This window comes from uncultured Rikenella sp. (assembly GCF_910579375.1).
Lineage (GTDB): Bacteria > Bacteroidota > Bacteroidia > Bacteroidales > Rikenellaceae > Rikenella.
Window position 1 is genome coordinate 1 of sequence record NZ_CAJTUJ010000030.1, and the last position, 18,050, is coordinate 18,050.

Sequence of the window (18,050 nt, forward strand, 5' to 3'; positions counted from 1 at the left end):
AGCCCGACAACATATTTCTCTATTTTTGAGAATATTCCAATTAGCATATCTTCGAAGAACCAGCGATGAGAATTACAATCTTCCTTATCACAGAATATATGATGGTCATGTGGATCTCCGGTGATGTAAAGATAATGACGGTTCTTATAGGTAGATACCGACAAGCAGTACCACTCCCACCTCTTGCACTTGACCTCAAACCAAAGACTTCTTCTATAATCATCACCCATAGGAGCAAGACGCTCCATTGCCTTATGTATATGACAGATGATTTCAGCACATTCATCGGGAACTAAAATAACATCAATGTGTTAACAAGATCTTAGATAAACTTGGAAATGTCTTTCCCAGATTTCAAAAGATGGTTGCCAATGTATATGCTGCCAGTCCACTAACTGTACGTGATTATTATCATACGAAAGAGGGGACGATATTCGGTTATCGCAAAGACTGTGAGAATCTCATATTCTCACAACTTCCTGTTTATACCAAAGTTAAGAATCTTCTTCTTACTGGCCAGAACATAAACCTTCATGGCATCTGCGGTGTACCATTGACCGCGATCAATACCTCAGAAGCCATTTGGGGGACTAACACTTTAGTAAATCAGATCAATAATGCACAAAAGAATTAAAATACTAATTACAATTCCGCTTTGCTCAATTCGAGTAGCAATCGCTCAGCCAATATCCCAACCTATAAACATTTGGGATGGAACGGATTGTAAGGCAAATGTAAAATTGACACCATATCTTGCAAAAGGTAATAACCATATTGCTTGTATTGTTTGTCCCGGTGGAAGCTATTTTTGGCTGGATAAGAAAACTGAAGGTGTCGGAGTGGCAGAGTGGCTTCAATCAAATGGAATATCTGCTTTTGTACTGGAGTATCGTGTTGGTGGCATTACCGGATTCATAACTCATTATCGCCTTATAGCCCGGGGCAATCGCTATCCCGACATGCTTCAAGATGTGCAACGCAGTATCCAGTTAGTTCGAGAAAACGCGGGTAAATATGGAATTGATCCGGAGAAATTAGGTGTTATGGGATTTTCTGCCGGTGGGCATCTTACGGCAATGTCAGGACTTTTTTTTGACAGTGATGTGCTTTCTCAATTGGGTGTCCACCCCGATCTATCCTTAAAGCCGAGTTTTATAGCTCCTATTTATCCTGTTGTGTCGCTCGTTGATAAATCGACCCATAAGCGTTCATGTCGTGGTCTGCTGGGTGAAGGTAAATCAATCAGTAAAGAGATGAAGGATTCTTTATCTCTTGAAAGACATGTGCGCGTTGATATGCCTCTGACATATTTGATGAATTGTGTGGACGACCCTATTGTTGACTATCACAATTCAGAACTCCTTGACTCTGCCATGACAGCGATGAATGTCCCCCATAAGTATGTGCAATTCAAAACCGGTGGCCATGGATTTGGAGCCACCCCGGAGAAAACCACACTGGAGGTTATAGCATGGAAAGAGGATTTTATTAACTGGCTCAGAAATATATTCAAATGACAGACTCGAATCAAGACATAGAGTTTTGCACGGCAGAAGAAATAAAGACTTTTCAAAATGAAAAGTTAAAAGATGCATTGCTCTATTTATCCGAACATTCGCCGTTTTATCAGCGAATGTTCAAAGAAAAGAATATCAATATAGCAGATATTCAGACTGTTGACGACCTTATAAATCTTCCTTTCACTGAAAAGAAAGATTTGCAGCTTCATAATCAGGAATTTCTGTGCGTTCCGGCGGACAAGATTATTGATTATATCACAACATCCGGCACACTTGGCGACCCGGTTACCTTTGGATGCACAGACAGTGACCTTGAACGTCTTGCATACAATGAAAAGAAATCATTTGAATGTGCCGGCTTGAAACCGGGCAATATCGTTCAGCTTATGACTACACTTGACAAGCGGTTCATGGCTGGACTTGCATATTTCCTTGGAATCAGGAAACTTGGAGCAAGTGTTATCCGCGTGGGCAATGGTATGCCTGAACTTCAATGGGATACAATCAACCGTTTGAAACCGGATACTTTGATGTGTGTCCCATCATTTATTCTTCGCCTCATTGAATATGCTGAACAACATAATATCGACTATAGAAATTCAAGCATAAAACGTATTATCGGAATTGGAGAAGGACTGAGGGAACAGGATTTCAGTTTGAATCTTCTTGGCTCTCGCATTAAAGAGAAATGGGATGTGGAACTTTATGCGACATACTCATCTACTGAAATGGGAGCCACTTTTTCGGAATGTCCAAACGGTTGTGGTGGTCACGTGCATCCCGAACTTATCATTGTAGAGATCATTGGTGATGACAGCAAACCGGTGAAAGCCGGAGAAGTAGGCGAGGTCGTTGTGACAACTCTTGGTGTCGAGGGTATGCCTTTGCTACGTTTCCGAACCGGTGATATGAGTAGCAAAATCACAGACAGATGCGACTGTGGACGTTACTCATATAGACTTACACCTCTTGTCGGGAGAAAAAACAACATGATTAAATTAAAGGGTACTACGATATATCCTCCGGCTATCAATGATGTCCTCGATAATACTCCTTATGTCGTCAATTATGTAGTTGTGGTACAAAACAGTTCTGCCGGCACCGACGAAGTCGTCGTGAAGGTTGGTGTTGCAACCCCACTACCCATTGACGTAATCAAAGACCTCAAAGACCGTTTCAGGTCTCGTATTCGAGTTGCTCCTATCGTAGAGATTCTATCACCAGAGGATGTCAATAAAATTAATAATCCGGCAAACAACAGGAAACCGATAAAATTTATTGACAATCGCCGAAAGAAGTAATAATGGATACATCTAAATTTGACGACATAAGACCATATTATAATGAGGAGATTCCATCAGCTATGAATCGCATTGCTGATAGTGAACTATTTCCTCTTATTGCCTCCTATGTTTTTCCAAATGAGAATATAGAGAATGTTAGGCGACATATACGTGACATAGAGACGATTTACCAGTTCCAGCATGAAGTAATGTCAATTGTCAACGAACAAGTCATAAAAAGAAGTATGACCTCGTTCTCATACAATGGTATTGACAAGCTTGATAAAAACAAAAGATACTTATTTGTATCTAATCATCGAGATATAATGCTCGATTCAAGTCTTCTTCAGTATGTGCTGCACATCAATGGACATGAGACATCAGAGATTACATTTGGAGCCAATCTCATGTGTCATCCTTTGGTTATTGACATAGGAAAATCCAATAAAATGTTTAAGGTTGAACGTGGAGAAAATCTAAAGGATTTCTATCAGTCCTCCCTCCTTAATTCCGAGTATATTCGCCATACAATCACTGATAAACATCAATCTGTATGGATTGCTCAGCGTAATGGGCGGACAAAAGATGGGATTGATCATACTGAACCCGGACTGATACGAATGTTTGGCAGCAGTCTTCCTAATGACAAACTTAAAGCTCTATCGGAACTGAATATAGCACCAATATCAATTTCTTATGAATGGGAAACCTGCGACATCTTAAAGGCTCTTGAGCTTTACGAATCTCGCTTTACTAAATATGTAAAGAAACCGGGAGAGGACTTGAATAGTATTCTTACCGGTATTGTAGCCGACAAGGGACATGTCCATATAGAAATATGTGAACCAATAAACATTGATGAGTTACAATTGTTGGAGTCGATGACTAAGCAGGAGTATGTCAAAGCTGTGGCGTGCCTAATTGATAAGCGGATAAATGCAGCCTACCATTTACACCCAAACAATTATATCGCATTTGATATAAGATATGGTATCAAACGTTATTCTGATAGATATACGCCAGCGCAACAAGAAGCATTTTGTAAGAGACTAAAAGAACTATCAACCTATGAAGGGTGTGAATTGGATATCCTTGTGGATATATTCCTTGGCATTTATGCCAATCCAATTAACTCTCGTTCAAATGCAATATCCTTTCAATGAATAGATTGATACTCCATATTTATGACTTTTTCAAAAGGTCCCCATTACTGGCATGGGGAATATTCCTCATATTGACAACAGTTCTTATTCTGTCAATACTGTCTCTCTCGTACAAGGAAGATATATCAGATTTTTTACCTCTTGACGAGAAGAATCAAACTGCATTGTCTGTTTATCAGGATGTTTCAGGTGCCAATAAGATATATGCAATAATTTCTACAAAAGATACAGTTAACGTCGATCCACAAGAACTGGCAGATGGAGTTGAAACCTTTGTTGAGAAGGTTGAAGCTAGTGATTCACTTCATTATATAAAGGATATAATGAAAGAGATAGATATGGATAAGATGCTTGGCATAGCGGATGAAGTATATGCCAACGTTCCTTACTATCTTACTGACAGGGATTATGAAAGGATTGATAGCTTGTTAAGCGATCCAAATTATGTGGAGTCACAGATTTCGGAGGACAAACAGTCCCTGTTGTTTCCGTCATCTAATGTGTTAGTCTCTAATATATCCAGAGATCCCTTAAATCTGTTCAATCCCATACTTGAGAGATTGAAACAGGCTGGTATGTCTATAGAATTTGAAACATACGATGGATATATTTTATCACCGGATAGCAAGAAGGCCATAGTGATTTTGGAATCAGCATTCGGTGCCCATGAGTCAGAGAATAATTCTTTTCTTGTAGCAATGCTTGGCAATGCAAAAGCTGAGACGGAGGCTATCAATGGGAACTTAGATATTCATATTATAGGAGGACCGGTTATAGCTGTTGCTAATGCCAACCAGATTAAAACCGATAGTATATTGGCTGTTTGCATAGCCGGTTTTCTTATCTTGGCTCTTCTAATCTACGTTTTCCGCAATCTAAGGAACATATTACTGATAGTCGTATCTGTCGGTTGGGGCTGGCTTTTCGCAATAGGGGCTATTGCTCTCTATTATGATTCTGTATCTATTATAGTAATAGACACACGTCGGATTGATTATTGAGGCGTTTTTCTAACCTTGCAGAGAGGTATTGACAACACCTATCCGCCAGCTTTGTGTTCCCCCAAAAAGAAAATCAGCCACTTGAAAGTACATCCAAATGACTGAAAATCAATTGTCGGGGTGACAAGATTCGAACTTGCGACCACTCGCCCCCCAGACGAGTACTCTAACCGGGCTGAGCTACACCCCGCTCATAAACCGACCACAAAAGTACACCATTTTCGCAATTATCAAAAATTAAAATCGCCGCACCGCGAAAAAACTCTATCTTTAGCCGAAAATCCTCCTTAACCCGTTTTTGCTTAGAACCATGTTGCTTGCCGTGCTGCTAGCCCTGACCTGCACCGTGGCCGAACCGGCCGACAGCGTGATCGTCGATTCGCGACAGACCCTCGACCAGGCGCTGGCCGGTACGACAGCACCGGATAGTATTCGCCAGACACTCGCGTTGGTAGACGTCGAATACTATTCGTTCGACCGGCGGTTGCACCGAGGGCAGATCGTCGTACACCGAGAGCTTGTCAATGACGTGCGGCAGATTTTCCGGACCGTGAAAGCCTCCCGCTTTCCTGTCGAAAGCGTTATCCCCGTCCGCTTCGACCGACCGAACAACGGCACCTCGATGGACACCCTGAACAACACATACGGATTTCATTACCGGCCCAAAGCCACGTTCAAAACCCGGCAGCTCTCCGCCCACTCCTACGGCCGGGCAATCGATATCAATCCCTACCAGAACCCCGCCCTGCTGCGCAACGGACGAATCATTCCGGCCGGAGGAGACTATGATTTGAAGACGCCCGGGACACTGAGCGACACATCGGCGGTCGTGCGGCTCTTTCGCCGGCTCGGATGGCAGTGGGGCGGCAGGTGGGCCTCCGTGAAAGACCGTATGCACTTCGAAAAACCGTAACTTTTTACCTGAATGGCAATTATAGGAATGGGGAACGCGCTGACCGACATCCTGGTTCAGATTCCCGACGAAACCATCCTGCACGACCTCGGCGTCGAACGGGGCGGTATGTATCTGATCGACAACAAACAGCATCACCGCCTGATGGAGCGGATCGCTTCGTTGCCGAGGAAACTGGCGGCGGGCGGTTCGGCCGCGAATATGGTGGCCGGAGCGGCTATGCTCGGGTCGCGGAGCGCTTTTATCGGCCATGTCGGTCGCGATGAGACCGGTGAGACTTTCTGTCGATGCCAGCAGGCAAAGGGGGTTGAATCGTTGGTCGGCGTTTCCGAAAAGACTCCTTCCGGAAAGTGTATTTCGCTGATTCTGCCGGACGGCGAACGCACCATGCTGACCTACCTGGGAGCGGCGCTGGAGGTCGACACCCGACATCTGGCAAGTCAATATTTACAGGGTCGGGAAGTCTTTTTTGTCGAAGGCTATCTGCTCAACTCGCCCGACGTGATCGAACCCGCCATGCAAGCAGCGCACGAGGCGGGACTCCTCGTGGCACTGGATGCCGCCAGCTTTACCGTGATTCGGGAGTTCCGGCAGTTTGCCGACCGGCTGATCGATCAGTATGTCGACCTGTTGTTTGCCAACGAGGACGAGGCGGCTGCGCTGACCGACACCGACGTGCCGGAGCAGGCGCTCGAACAGCTGGCAGGACGGTGTGGAACGGTCGTGGTCAAAGTCGGGCCCGAAGGATCGTGGATCGCCCGGGGCTGGGAACGCTGCCGGATCGGCATCATCGAGGCACACCCGGTGGATAAGACCGGAGCCGGCGATCTCTATGCCGCTGCTTTTCTGCACGGTTGGACGCGCGGTCTGTCGCTCCGGCAGTGCGGCGAGCTGGGCGCGGTGGTATCGAGCAAAAGTATCGAGGTGATCGGAGCCGATCTGCCGGCCGAGACCTGGGCCGGGATTCGACCGTGGGTGGAACGGATCGAGGCGGGCGAACGGGTCGTGGGATGACACCCGGCCTGACAGTTTGTCCGACGGGCCTGCCATTTCGGGGCTTGGCACAAGAGTTGTACGAAGCCGGACGGCGATTTTCAAAGGATTCGTAATCAAAAACCAATATCACGATATGCAACAAGGTAAAATCGGTGTGACGACCGAGAACATTTTTCCGATTATCAAAAAATTTCTCTATTCCGATCACGAGATCTTCCTGCGCGAGCTGATTTCCAATGCCGTCGACGCCACGACCAAACTCAAGGCGCTGAGCTCGATGGGCGAGTTCAACGGCGAGTTGGGCGACCTGACGATCCGTGTGGAGTTGGACGACAAGGGCAAAAAACTGACCGTCTCGGATCACGGGATCGGGATGACCGAAGAGGAGGTCGACAAATACATCAACCAGATCGCCTTCTCGGGGGCCGAGGAGTTCATGAAGAAGTACGAAAACCAGAGCGGGATTATCGGACATTTCGGTCTGGGGTTCTACTCCGCTTTTATGGTGGCGTCGAAGGTCGAGGTCATCACCAAATCGTACAAGGAGGGGGCACAGGCGGTGAAGTGGACGTGCGACGGCACGCCGAACTATACGCTCGAACCGGCCGAAAAGGCGGAGCGAGGGACAGAGATCGTACTCTACCTCTCCGACGACAGCAGCGAATTCGCCGAACGGGCCCGGATCGAAGCGTTGCTGAAGAAATATTGCTCGTTCCTGCCGGTGCCGATCGCTTTCGGCAAGGTGCAGGAGTGGAAGGATGGTAAACAGGTCGACACGGATCGGGACAACATCATCAACGACACCCATCCGCTGTGGATGCAGAAACCGACGGAGATTACGGCGGAGCAGTACGACGAGTTCTACCGCAAACTCTATCCGATGGCGGAAGACCCGCTGTTCCACATCCACCTGAATGTCGATTATCCCTTCAACCTGACCGGGATTCTCTACTTCCCGAAGATCAAGAACAACTTCGAGGTGCAGAAGAACAAGATCCAGCTCTACTCGAACCAGGTCTATGTGACCGACTCGGTAGAGGGGATCGTGCCGGACTTCCTCACCCTGCTGCACGGGGTGATCGACTCGCCGGACATTCCGCTCAACGTGTCGCGGAGCTACTTGCAGAGCGACAGCAACGTGAAGAAAATCTCGGGTTACATCACCAAAAAGGTAGCCGATCGGCTGGCCGACCTGTTCAAAAACGGGCGGCAGGACTATGAGGCAAAGTGGGACGACCTGAAGCTCTTCATCCAGTACGGGATCGTCAGCGAAGAGAAATTCGGCGAACGGGCCGGAGAGTTCACCCTGCTGAAGAATACGGAGGGGAAATATTTCACGCTCGACGAGTATGCCGAGGTCATCAAGGGCAGCCAGACGGACAAGAACGGCAAGATCGTCCACCTGTACAGCAACGATCCGGTGGCGCAGCACAGCTTTATCGAGGCAGCTCGGGGCAAGGGGTACGACGTGCTGGTGATGGACAGTCCGTTGGAGGCGCACTTCATCGGTTTCCTCGAAAACAAACACAGCGACTGGCGATTTACGCGCGTCGATGCCGACACGGTCGAAAAACTGATCGAGAAGGAGGAGCAGTTGGCGATGGCGCTGACGACGGCTCAACAGCAGTTGCTGACGCCGGTCTTCGAATCGCAGCTGCCGACCGACGAAAAGAGCCACTTCAACGTTCAATTCGAGGCGATGGATCCGGCTGCCGCGCCGATCGTCATTACGCAGGGCGAATTCATGCGCCGGATGAAAGACATGTCGAAAATCGGCGGCGGTATGTACAGTTTCTACGGCGAGCTGCCGGACAGCTATAACGTCGTGGTGAACGGCAACCATCCGCTGGTGATCGAGGTGCTGGGCGAGACGCAGAATGCGACCGGCGAGGCTTTGGCCCCGCTGGACAAGGACCTCCAGGCGGCGGAGGAAGAAAAGACAGCTCTGAATGCACTGCTCAAAGACAAGAAAGAGGAGGAGATTTCGCAGGAGGAAAAAGACAAGCGGGCTTCGATCGAAACCAAAATCGGCGAGATCGAGGGACAACGCAAGGAGATTCTGCGGAATGCCGGTTCTCAGAATATGATCGTCGGGCAGCTGGTCGATCTGGCTCTGCTGGCCAACGGGATGCTGAAGGGAGAGGCGCTGACGAAGTTTATCCGCCGGAGCGTGGAAGTGGTCGGCAAGGCCGGCCAACCGGTTGATTAGAACAGTGCCTATTTGACACCTTGGTACATCCAAGACATTGCGATACGGGAGGGGGCGTCCATCGATGGACGCCCCCTCGTGTCTTTACCCGCCATTCGGACAGAGCGGAAGCGGTCAGCGATTCATCAGCCGTCCCGCCTGCCAATTCAAACCGGGATACCTCTTCCGCAACACCGAGACACTGTTGGCGATCCCGCTGCTCCCCGACGTGGCGAACGGAATAATCGTTTTGCCGCTCAAATCGTGGCTCTCGATAAATGTCTCGACCACCCGCGGCGCCATATCCCACCAAATCGGATAACCGAGATAAATCACCTCATACTCCGCCACGTCAGCCGCAGGGAGCGCGATAGCCGGTCTCGCCTTCGGATCGTTCATCTCCACCGAGCTGCGCGACCGCGCATTCCGCCAGTCCAGATCGGCCGACGTATAGGCCTTTGCAGGCCGAATCTCATACAGATCGGCATCCCTCTCCCGGGCGATCCGTTGTGCCGCGCGGGCCGTCGTGCCCGTAGCCGAGAAATAAACGACGAGCGTCTTTCCCGCCGCATTGTGTCCGACAACCGTCATAACAAAAAAGCTGATTAAAGTTAAAATAAATCGTTTCGTCCTATTATTTCGTCCGTTCGATTCGATCATACTCCGCATCGGTTACCGGTTCGAGCCACTCGTTGGAGAGATTCTCGCCGGGAATCTCGAAAGCCAGATGCGCGAACCAACTGTCGGCCGCCGCTCCGTGCCAATGTTTCACACCTGCCGGAATGTGAACGACCGTGCCGGGAAGAATCTCTACGGCAGGTTTTCCCTCCTCCTGATACCATCCCCGTCCGGCCACGCCAATGAGCATCTGCCCGCCGCCCTCGGAGGCGCGATGGATGTGCCAATTGTTGCGGCAACGCGGCTCGAAAGTCACATTCGCAAACGGAATCCGGTCGGTTGAAATGCGGGCGAGGTAGCTATTACCCGTGAAATACTGCGCATAGGCCGTGTTCGGTTCGCCGATCGGAAAGATCATTTCGCGTTGGAAGGCTGCCTTGGCATCTTCGTCGGCCGTTGCGTCGGCCCAGACCTCCTTAGCGAACCGGAACGCTCCCCAGGCGTTGGGCCATCCGGCATAAAAAGCGATGTGTGTCAGCATCTCCGAGATTTCGGTACGCGTAACACCGTTCGCCTTAGCGAACCGCAGGTGATGCTCCAGCGACGAATCGATCACCCCTTTACCGACCAACACCGCCACCGTCGCCAGACTGCGGTCGTGCGGGCTGAGTCCCGGCCGATTCCATACTTCCCCGAAGAGAACATCGTCGTTGAGCTCCGCGAATTTGGGTGCGAACGCGCCCAATTGAGTATGTCCGGCAGTTTGCGTAATTTTTTTCTGTGCCATAACGATTGAACTGTTTGCGGCGCATACGATTACCAGCGCCATGAAGATTCTCCTTTTCATTCCCTGCTGTGTTTTCACGACAGGCAAAATTACCCACTTGTTTCCCCCGCGTTTTTATCCGAAATCCGGTTCCTCTGACCCCGATTCCGGTTTCGCACCACAGCATATCAGAAATTCGTATTAATTTTGAGGGAATCCATCCGGAACACCATGAAAGAGACGACGAAAATCGACACGATAGAGGCCTACAACCAATGTTTCGGTCTGAAGACACGGCATCCGTTGGTGTCGGTGGTCGATCTCTCGCAAACCACGCAATGGCCCGATCCTCTCCGATTCAGCTACGGCATCTACGCCCTTTTCCTGAAACAGGTGAAGTGCGGAAACATCCAATACGGGCGACAAACCTATGATTATCAGGACGGCACGATCATCTGCTTCGCGCCGGGACAGGTAGCCGAAGTGACCAGCATACCGGGAGCACGCCCCTCGGCTTACGGCTTGCTTTTCCACCCCGACCTGATTCACGGCACCGCGCTCGGACAGGAGATCAAGCGGTACTCCTTCTTCTCGTACGCCGCCAACGAAGCCCTGCACCTCTCGGAAGAGGAGCGACAGACGATTCTCGACACCATGCGGAAAATCGACCGCGAACTCGACCTCCCGTTCGACAAACACAGCCGGCGGCTTATCACAGCCCACATCGGCGTGCTGCTTGACTACTGCATGCGCTTCTACGACCGCCAGTTCGCGACACGCAGCGAGGTGAACAACGACGTAATCACCTGTTTCGAACAGCTGTTGGACGGATACTTCGACACCGATGCACCGCAACACGAAGGACTCCCTTCAGTCAGGTATTTTTCCGACAAAGTTTGTTTGTCCCCCAACTATTTCGGCGACCTGATCCGGAAGCTGACCGGCAAAACCGCGTCGGAACACATCCAGGATAGGTTGATCGATCGGGTGAAAGAGCTGCTGCTCTCGTCCGGCAAGACGATGAGCCAGATCGCCTACGAGCTCGGATTCCAGCATCCGCAACACCTGAGCCGGATGTTCAAACGGCTGACTGGCATGACACCCAATGAATACCGCTCGGTCGGTTGAAAATCCATCCGACTCAATCGACCGACAATCCGGGAAAAATACGCACTTTGGCCCGAAATTTGCTATGTATTTTAAAACCAACAAACATATCACCATGAAGAAACGTATCGTAACCCTCTGTCTGCTACTGTTCGGCGCCTTGATCGGCCTTCAAAGCTGCGACGACGAAAAGAACATCACTTTCGACAAATTGCCGCAAACGGCCCGCCAATTCATCGGCAACTACTTCCCGGATCAGACCGTCAACCGGACCCGGCAAGAGAAAGATAACGGCATCGTCTCCTACGAAGTACGTCTGACCGACGGTACGGAGATCGATTTCAATGCCGCCGGCGAATGGCAACACATCGACCGCCCGTTCGGAATCATACCCGACGAGATCGTTCCGCAGGCGATTCTCAACGACCTGGCCGGACGCTATCCGGAGGCCCGCGTACATGAGATCGAGAAAGAGTTGGGCGGCTATGAAATCGGGATCGGCAACGGGCTGGAGCTGTATTACACCACCGAAGGAGTCTTTATCCGGGAAGAACGATAACCCCATCTTCTCATAAACGCAGCGCGGGCACCCTCTTCCGGAAGGTGCCCGCGCCGTTTTCAATCCCCGATGGAGTGATCCTGCGGGAACGGTTCGCCGCTCCAAGCCCGTCGCGACGTCCAAGGCTCGTCCGGCGCCGTCCAGAACGGATCGTCCTCCGGCAAACCTAAAGCCAGAAAACCGGTCAGACAGAGATAGAGACTCCCCGTACAGGTGTACGCCTCACCGATCTCCGACTGCGCGCCACAGAAACCGATCCGCAGCCAGCCGTTCGCGTCGAACGTCCCCGGCTGTTCGAAAAAGCGCCGGATGACGGCCGTCATCGCGCTCCGCACCTGCCCTTTCGAGAGGCTCTTCGGCAGACGATCCTGCAAGGCCATCTGAGAAAGTACCTGCAACGCCGCCGTCCGATACTGCAACGACCGTCCCAGCGGCGGAATCGTCCCCTCGGGCGAAATCATCCGCTCGGTGACCTCCGCATAACGCGCCGCCCGCTTCAGCACCCGTTCGCGCAACCCCGGAAATCCGTCGCCCATCACCCCCAACACGTCGATCAGCATCGGCTGGATGACGAAACTGTTGTAGTAGTCCCAGTGGAACGGTTCGCCGTCTCCGTAGACCCCGTCGCCCTTATACCAGGCGTTCATCTGCCGCACCGGATAGTCCACCCGCACCTGATCGTACTCCTCGCCCACCGAGCGTAGAAAAGCTTCGATCTGCGCCGTGAACATCAGCCAGTTACTCACATTCGGCCGCACCTTCCGCGTCTGTTTCATCTCGTAGACGATCCGCTCCCGGGTCGCCTCGTCGAGACCGCCCCACAGGTTTTTCGGCACACGCATCAACCCCTGTGCCAAGTGCGCCGCATCCACCAGCGCCTGATACCCTACCGCAAAACTGATGTAGTCCGCCGACGTCGTATCCATCGCATTCCGCAATCCCCGGATAGAGAGGTCGAGGAGCTCCTTGCGCATCTTCCCGTCCCGGGTCGTGGTATCCACCGGCAGCTCCAGCCACGGAGCGATCCCGCAGATCGTCCGTCCCAAGGCCTCCAGATAGGCGTACTTCGTCCGGTCGCCATAGGCTCCGTACTCCGGATGCGACGGCCCGCGCTGTTCGATCGGCATATTCGCGTGCAGCGTCCCCGCCGCCAGATTCGACAACACCGGATAAGCGATTTTATAAGCCGTCTCGGCCCACACTTCGCGATCCGACTTCGGCAGTTCAGCCTGTTTTTTCCGGGCCGCCCAGCCGTCCGGCAGGATACATACCGCAGCCAGCGCGACCGCCAATAAACGTTTCATCGATTTCATGCTCTCACTATTATTGCTGTAAAAAAGTCACCTGCAAGGTATCCTTCCGTTTCGGATCTTTGACCTTCAGGACAATCCGGGTCAACCGCTCGCCCCAGATGTTCGACAACCGCGGATCGGTCAGCTCCACCGCCTCGGTCGTCAGTTCATATTTCGAAAGGTCGAATGCCATGCGCAAAGCCTTGTCCCCGCTCTGGATTTCGACTCCCCCACGGCCCGACACCACCGTCCCGCAGGTCAGGAAATTCAAGGCTACCGGCCCCTTTACCTCCGACAAATCATACGTATCGGTCAGCGTGACCGTATTTCTCCGCCGGTCGAAGCGGTAGTCGCGCACCCAGCTGCGGCACGCCGCCTCGGCCGGATAAGCCCCCGCCATATCCAGCGAGAAATTCATCACCCGCCCGTTATCCGTATGTTTTACGTTCCGCGAACGGTATCTCCCACCGTCCTTCTGTCCGAAACCGTTGATAACCGGCAGGTTGTGAAACTCCGACTGCATCATCCAGATGGTGTAGCGCCGGTGATCGAACGTCGCCGCTGTGTAGGTTCCCACCCCGGCGTCCACCATCACCGGCTGACCGTCCACATAGAGGATAAAACTCCCCACGTCGTTGTGGTTATGGCTCTCGGCATTGTATCCACCCTTGGCGGCCAGCGTCAACCCCTCGGCGCTCCCGCCTTCAGTTCGCGCCACCGCCACCTCGATGCCGTCCATCCAGACCGACCGATACAACGGAGCCACCGGTTGGGCCGCACACATATCCTTATAGATAAACGCCGTCTTGAGCCGCTGATCCATCGTTCCGCTGAGCGGATTTTCGACAAAGCCGGTCAGCGTGCCGAGGTACGACCCGAACCGCATCATCGTGCTGTCGCCGATATTGCGCCCGTAACGGAACACCGTCGACGCCCCCGGCGAAGCCTTGGCTTCGGCGTCGGCAAAATTGACGAAATAGAGGCTGTCGATATGGGCATTAGCGATGTAGAGCCCGATATTTTTCACCCGCTGCTCGCCGAACAGGTCGATTTTGCCCTGCGAATAGCCTTTCAGCACTTCGAGATAGTTGTTCATCATCCCCGCCGCATGCGTCCAGTACGAGGGCCCCTCTTCGCACCCGCCGTCGGGCTTGAAGAAGTTGATGAACTGATCCACCGACCGCATCGTCTTCTTCACGATCGCCGCCCGCCGCTCCGGATTCTCCTCGACCAGCAATGCCGTCGTCAGCACATTGAAATTGCACCACGGATTCCAGTTATTGACCTGCGCCCCCTCGCGGAACCCGAGCCAGAACATGTCGTCGCGATTCAGATAGACATCCAGCGTATGGCGGTTCAGCTCGGCCCGCAGCCGCTGCGGAATCGTGGGCGACAATTTACCCAGATCCTCCTTGAAGAAGTAGTAGGCCCAGGCGAGCGTATTGGCCGTCATTCCGCCGCTGAGGTCGATCGTGCGGCGGTCGATATCCGGCACCGCCGTCCCGCTCAGCTGCCAGTAGATATGCGCCGTCGCCACCCACGTACTCTGCTCGCACAGCGACCACACCCCATCGGCGATCTGATCCAGAAACCGTCCCTTGCCCTCGATCAGCTCGCCGAACATCAGGTCGGCCAGCGTCGAATACCGTTCGGCGATATGCAGGTCGTTGGGCCGGCGAATCCCCTTGCGGGCGAAATCGAGGTACGAAGTGACCGTTACACTGCGCCATACATAGTCCAGCCGGGCCTCCGCCTGCGCCACCGCCTGCCGCTTCACCTCCTCCGGCAGCGACTGCCAAAAATTGCGATCCGCATACCCCGGATAAGGCCGGTACGCCTCCCGACAGAGGGAATCCATATCGTACCGCCGAGCGGCTTTCTGCAAAAGGTCGGGCTTGGCCTTAGTCGCCGGCTCCGCCTGCATCGAAAGGGGTGCCGCCCCGAAAAGAGCCGTCAGCAGCAACGTCAGCAACCGATTTGTCCGTTTCATTTCCGTTCGGCGATTATTTGTTTTCCAAATCCCGTTTCCGTTTCAGCGCTTCGAGGAAGTAATAGTCCGCATAGACCAGCGGCACATCCACCTCCGACGGCCCCGGTTTGTTGCCCGTCGAGTGCATCAGGACGAAATAGCCATTCTCGCCCAATTCGGCCCGATAAGCCGGCGAACCGAGCGTTTCGACGATCCGGTCGGCCAGTTTTTTATACATTTTACCCTGCTTGCGCCCCACATAGGTCGAGAGCTCATAGAGCGCCGAAGCCGTCACCGCCGCTGCCGAAGCGTCGCGCGGCTCCCGCTCGATGTTCGGCACATCGTAATCCCAATAGGGAATCAAATCCTCCGGCAGGTTCTTGTTCGTAAAGATGAACTTCGCGATATCCTCCGCCTGTTTCAGGTATTTCGGATCGTGCGTATAGCGGTAGCACAGCGTGTAGCCGTACAGCCCCCACGCCTGTCCGCGCGCCCAGGCCGATGAGTCGGCATAGCCTTGCGCCGTCACCCGGCTGCGCACCTCGCCGGTTTTCGAATCGTAGTCCACCACGTGGTAGCAGCTCATATCCGGCCGGTAGTGATGCTTCATCGTCTGGTCGGCATGCGAGGTGGCGATCTTCCAGAACGACGAGTCGCCGCTCATCCGCGTCGCCTCGAACAGTAGCTCCAGATTCATCATATTGTCGATAATCACCGGGCAGTCCCACCCGCGCCACTGCGGCCACGACTGGATCACGCCCGCCCCCGGACGATACCGCTCGCTCAGCGTCCGGGCCGCCGTTACGATCACCTCTTTGTAAGGCTCCTTCTCCGTCAGCCGCAGCCCGTTGCCGAACGAACAGAAGATCATAAAACCGATGTCGTGATTCCCCCGGTAGTATTTGATTCGCTCCATCCCCTCGGTATAGTGCACCGCCGGTTTGAGCCACTTGCTGTCTCCCGTCAGCTCGTACAGGTACCACAGCGTCCCCGGGAAAAATCCGCTCGTCCAGTCGTCCAACGTGGTGAAAGCCAGCTGTCCCTTCTCATTCAACGTCCGGGGACTCGGGATATTCTTGAACGTATCCATCGTATCGACCATCAGTTGGACCTGTTGGGCCACAAAATCGACATTTTCGGTAATCACCGGCGCGATTTTCCGGTTTTTCGCGGAGGCCGGTTCAGACGAGAGGCCGCCCCACAGCAGGCTCCCGGCAGCCAGAACGGCCGCTGTCGGTAAAAAGTTTTTCATCATATTTTTAAAAAGAGTTTGGTTGTCCGTCCACTCCCTCCGCCGCGCCGCGAAGGCACTCTGGAGCAGGAAAAGACAAAAATACGAAATTTAAATTCTTCTTCCCTCCGGCCTCCTCTGCCGACCGAAACAAGCCACTAATCCCGAGCCGCAAAAACAGCCTGATTTTTAAGCCCCGATTTATTTTGTTATATTTGTCAGGATAATCCTGTCGCATTGCGCGAAAAATTTCAGATACGTACCCCCTATGAAAAAATTACTCCCGCTTTTGGGCGCCCTCGTACTCTGCCTCTCCTGCGGAGGCGTCAAGGTAAAGGTCGCCAACCCGCTGAAGCTCAACCGAACCGACGAAACGGTCGAACTCGATTGGAAAGAGGTGCAGAAACGGCTACCGGGGATTACGCCCGAAGACATCGTGGTGATCGGGCCGAAGGGCGAACAGTTGCCGTCGCAGGTGCTCTATTACGGCGGCGTGGAGCCGCAGTCGCTGATTTTCCAGGCGACGGTCGGGCCGCGCAGCTCGACGACCTACCGGTTGGAGAGCGGCATGCGGGAAGACTTTCGGGCACAGGCGTACGGACGATTCGTGCCGGAGCGGATGGACGATTTCGCCTGGGAGAACGACCGGATCGCCTACCGGATGTACGGGCCGGCGCTCGAACGGACGGGCGAAATCAGCAACGGGATCGACATCTGGTTGAAACACACTGACAGTTTGGTCATCAACCGGTGGTATCGGCCGGGTTACGACTACCACACCGACCGGGGCGAAGGCCTCGACTGCTACAAAGTCGGCCGGACGCTCGGGGCGGGAGCCATGGCGCCGTACGAGGGAGGAAAGCTGTGGCTAGGCAACAATTTCACCGGCTACAAAGTGCTGGACAACGGGCCGATACGGGTGACTTTCCAGTTGGATTATGCGCCGTTCCCGGTCGACAGCTTGACGGTGACCGAACGGCGGACGATTTCGCTCGATGCCCACACCCCCTTCAACCGGATTACGGAAGAGTACACCGGCGATTTCGATGAACTGCGGGTGGCGGCGGGAGTCGTGCTGCGCGGGCCGGGCGGCCGGGTGATCGACCTGCTGGACAAACCGATCCGGAAGGTAGGCTATTGGGAGCCGCTCAACACGGACAACACCCCGGACAACGGGCATACGGGCATCGGTCTGGTCTTCCCCTGCGAGATCAAGGTAGAGACCCGGCTGGGACACCTCTTGGCGAGCACCGTCATTCCGCAGGGCAAGCCGTTTACCTATCGGATGGGGGCGGCATGGAGCAAGCGCGAGGCGCCGACCTCGGAGGCGATGACGCAATTGATTCTGGACGAGACGGCCAAGGCGGAACATCCGCTGGTGGTGACATTCAAGTAATAGCAGACCACTCCGCATAAAAAAATCGGCGGGGCGAACCTGAATTGC

At 52.9% G+C, this 18,050-nt stretch carries 15 protein-coding genes and 1 tRNA gene; 10 read left to right on the forward strand and 6 right to left on the reverse strand.

Annotated elements, in window-relative coordinates; all coding sequences use genetic code 11:
* Positions 1 to 617: 617 nt before the first annotated feature.
* From QZ302_RS04515 to QZ302_RS04530, 4 genes are read left to right on the forward strand one after another with little or no spacing between them, the layout of a single operon-like run.
* Positions 618 to 1,517, forward strand: a complete 900-nt coding sequence (locus QZ302_RS04515; RefSeq protein WP_294592963.1) for an alpha/beta hydrolase — start codon at positions 618 to 620, stop codon at positions 1,515 to 1,517.
* Positions 1,514 to 2,821: an AMP-binding protein gene (locus tag QZ302_RS04520; protein ID WP_294592966.1), complete on the forward strand. Its 1,308-nt coding sequence runs from the start codon at positions 1,514 to 1,516 to the stop codon at positions 2,819 to 2,821. Before QZ302_RS04515 ends, QZ302_RS04520 begins: the two co-directional genes overlap by 4 nt.
* Before the next feature lie 2 nt (positions 2,822 to 2,823).
* Positions 2,824 to 3,966 carry an acyltransferase gene (locus QZ302_RS04525; RefSeq protein WP_294592968.1) on the forward strand — a complete coding sequence of 381 codons (1,143 nt, stop codon included), beginning with the start codon at positions 2,824 to 2,826 and terminating at the stop codon, positions 3,964 to 3,966.
* Positions 3,963 to 4,967, forward strand: coding sequence for an MMPL family transporter (locus tag QZ302_RS04530; protein ID WP_294592970.1), 1,005 nt, complete (start codon positions 3,963 to 3,965; stop codon positions 4,965 to 4,967). The genes QZ302_RS04525 and QZ302_RS04530 overlap by 4 nt, the downstream gene beginning before the upstream one ends.
* A gap of 115 nt (positions 4,968 to 5,082) precedes the next feature.
* Here the strand turns inward: QZ302_RS04530 and QZ302_RS04535 are convergent.
* A tRNA-Pro gene (locus QZ302_RS04535) sits at positions 5,083 to 5,157 on the reverse strand.
* A 120-nt stretch (positions 5,158 to 5,277) separates the two neighbouring features.
* Here QZ302_RS04535 and QZ302_RS04540 point away from each other — a divergent pair.
* The 3 genes from QZ302_RS04540 (at position 5,278) to htpG (ending at position 9,085) form a co-directional block, all read left to right on the forward strand.
* The gene (locus tag QZ302_RS04540) at positions 5,278 to 5,880 is read left to right on the forward strand and encodes a M15 family metallopeptidase (protein ID WP_294592972.1); all 603 of its coding nucleotides are present in this window, start codon (positions 5,278 to 5,280) and stop codon (positions 5,878 to 5,880) included.
* A gap of 12 nt (positions 5,881 to 5,892) precedes the next feature.
* Positions 5,893 to 6,894, forward strand: a complete 1,002-nt coding sequence (locus tag QZ302_RS04545) for an adenosine kinase (protein WP_294592973.1) — start codon at positions 5,893 to 5,895, stop codon at positions 6,892 to 6,894.
* A gap of 115 nt (positions 6,895 to 7,009) precedes the next feature.
* Positions 7,010 to 9,085 carry a molecular chaperone HtpG gene (gene htpG, locus QZ302_RS04550; RefSeq protein ID WP_294592976.1) on the forward strand — a complete coding sequence of 692 codons (2,076 nt, stop codon included), beginning with the start codon at positions 7,010 to 7,012 and terminating at the stop codon, positions 9,083 to 9,085.
* 114 nt (positions 9,086 to 9,199) lie between these two features.
* Here htpG and QZ302_RS04555 read toward each other — a convergent pair whose 3' ends face one another.
* Positions 9,200 to 9,655: a flavodoxin gene (locus QZ302_RS04555; protein WP_294592978.1), complete on the reverse strand. Its 456-nt coding sequence runs from the start codon at positions 9,653 to 9,655 to the stop codon at positions 9,200 to 9,202.
* Positions 9,656 to 9,698: 43 nt separating this feature from the next.
* Positions 9,699 to 10,529, reverse strand: a complete 831-nt coding sequence (locus tag QZ302_RS04560) for a carboxymuconolactone decarboxylase family protein (RefSeq protein ID WP_294592980.1) — start codon at positions 10,527 to 10,529, stop codon at positions 9,699 to 9,701.
* Between the two features lie 150 nt (positions 10,530 to 10,679).
* Here QZ302_RS04560 and QZ302_RS04565 point away from each other — a divergent pair, with 150 nt between their 5' ends.
* Positions 10,680 to 11,576 (forward strand): helix-turn-helix domain-containing protein, encoded by an 897-nt coding sequence (locus tag QZ302_RS04565; protein WP_294592982.1) that lies wholly within the window; start codon positions 10,680 to 10,682, stop codon positions 11,574 to 11,576.
* Positions 11,577 to 11,670: 94 nt separating this feature from the next.
* A complete protein-coding gene (locus QZ302_RS04570) occupies positions 11,671 to 12,114 on the forward strand; it encodes a PepSY-like domain-containing protein (RefSeq protein ID WP_294592985.1) in 444 nt (147 codons plus the stop codon).
* A 59-nt stretch (positions 12,115 to 12,173) separates the two neighbouring features.
* On the opposite strand, the gene QZ302_RS04575 is transcribed toward QZ302_RS04570, so the two are convergent.
* From QZ302_RS04575 to QZ302_RS04585, 3 genes are read right to left on the reverse strand one after another with little or no spacing between them, the layout of a single operon-like run.
* Positions 12,174 to 13,418, reverse strand: a complete 1,245-nt coding sequence (locus QZ302_RS04575) for a DUF2264 domain-containing protein (RefSeq protein ID WP_294592987.1) — start codon at positions 13,416 to 13,418, stop codon at positions 12,174 to 12,176.
* A 19-nt stretch (positions 13,419 to 13,437) separates the two neighbouring features.
* Positions 13,438 to 15,396, reverse strand: a complete 1,959-nt coding sequence (locus QZ302_RS04580; protein ID WP_294592989.1) for a heparinase II/III family protein — start codon at positions 15,394 to 15,396, stop codon at positions 13,438 to 13,440.
* Between the two features lie 13 nt (positions 15,397 to 15,409).
* Positions 15,410 to 16,630 carry a glycoside hydrolase family 88 protein gene (locus QZ302_RS04585; protein ID WP_294592991.1) on the reverse strand — a complete coding sequence of 407 codons (1,221 nt, stop codon included), beginning with the start codon at positions 16,628 to 16,630 and terminating at the stop codon, positions 15,410 to 15,412.
* Between the two features lie 244 nt (positions 16,631 to 16,874).
* Here QZ302_RS04585 and QZ302_RS04590 point away from each other — a divergent pair, with 244 nt between their 5' ends.
* Entirely contained in the window at positions 16,875 to 18,002 is a 1,128-nt protein-coding gene (locus QZ302_RS04590) for a DUF4861 family protein (RefSeq protein WP_294592993.1), read from the forward strand.
* The last annotated feature ends 48 nt before the right edge of the window (positions 18,003 to 18,050 follow it).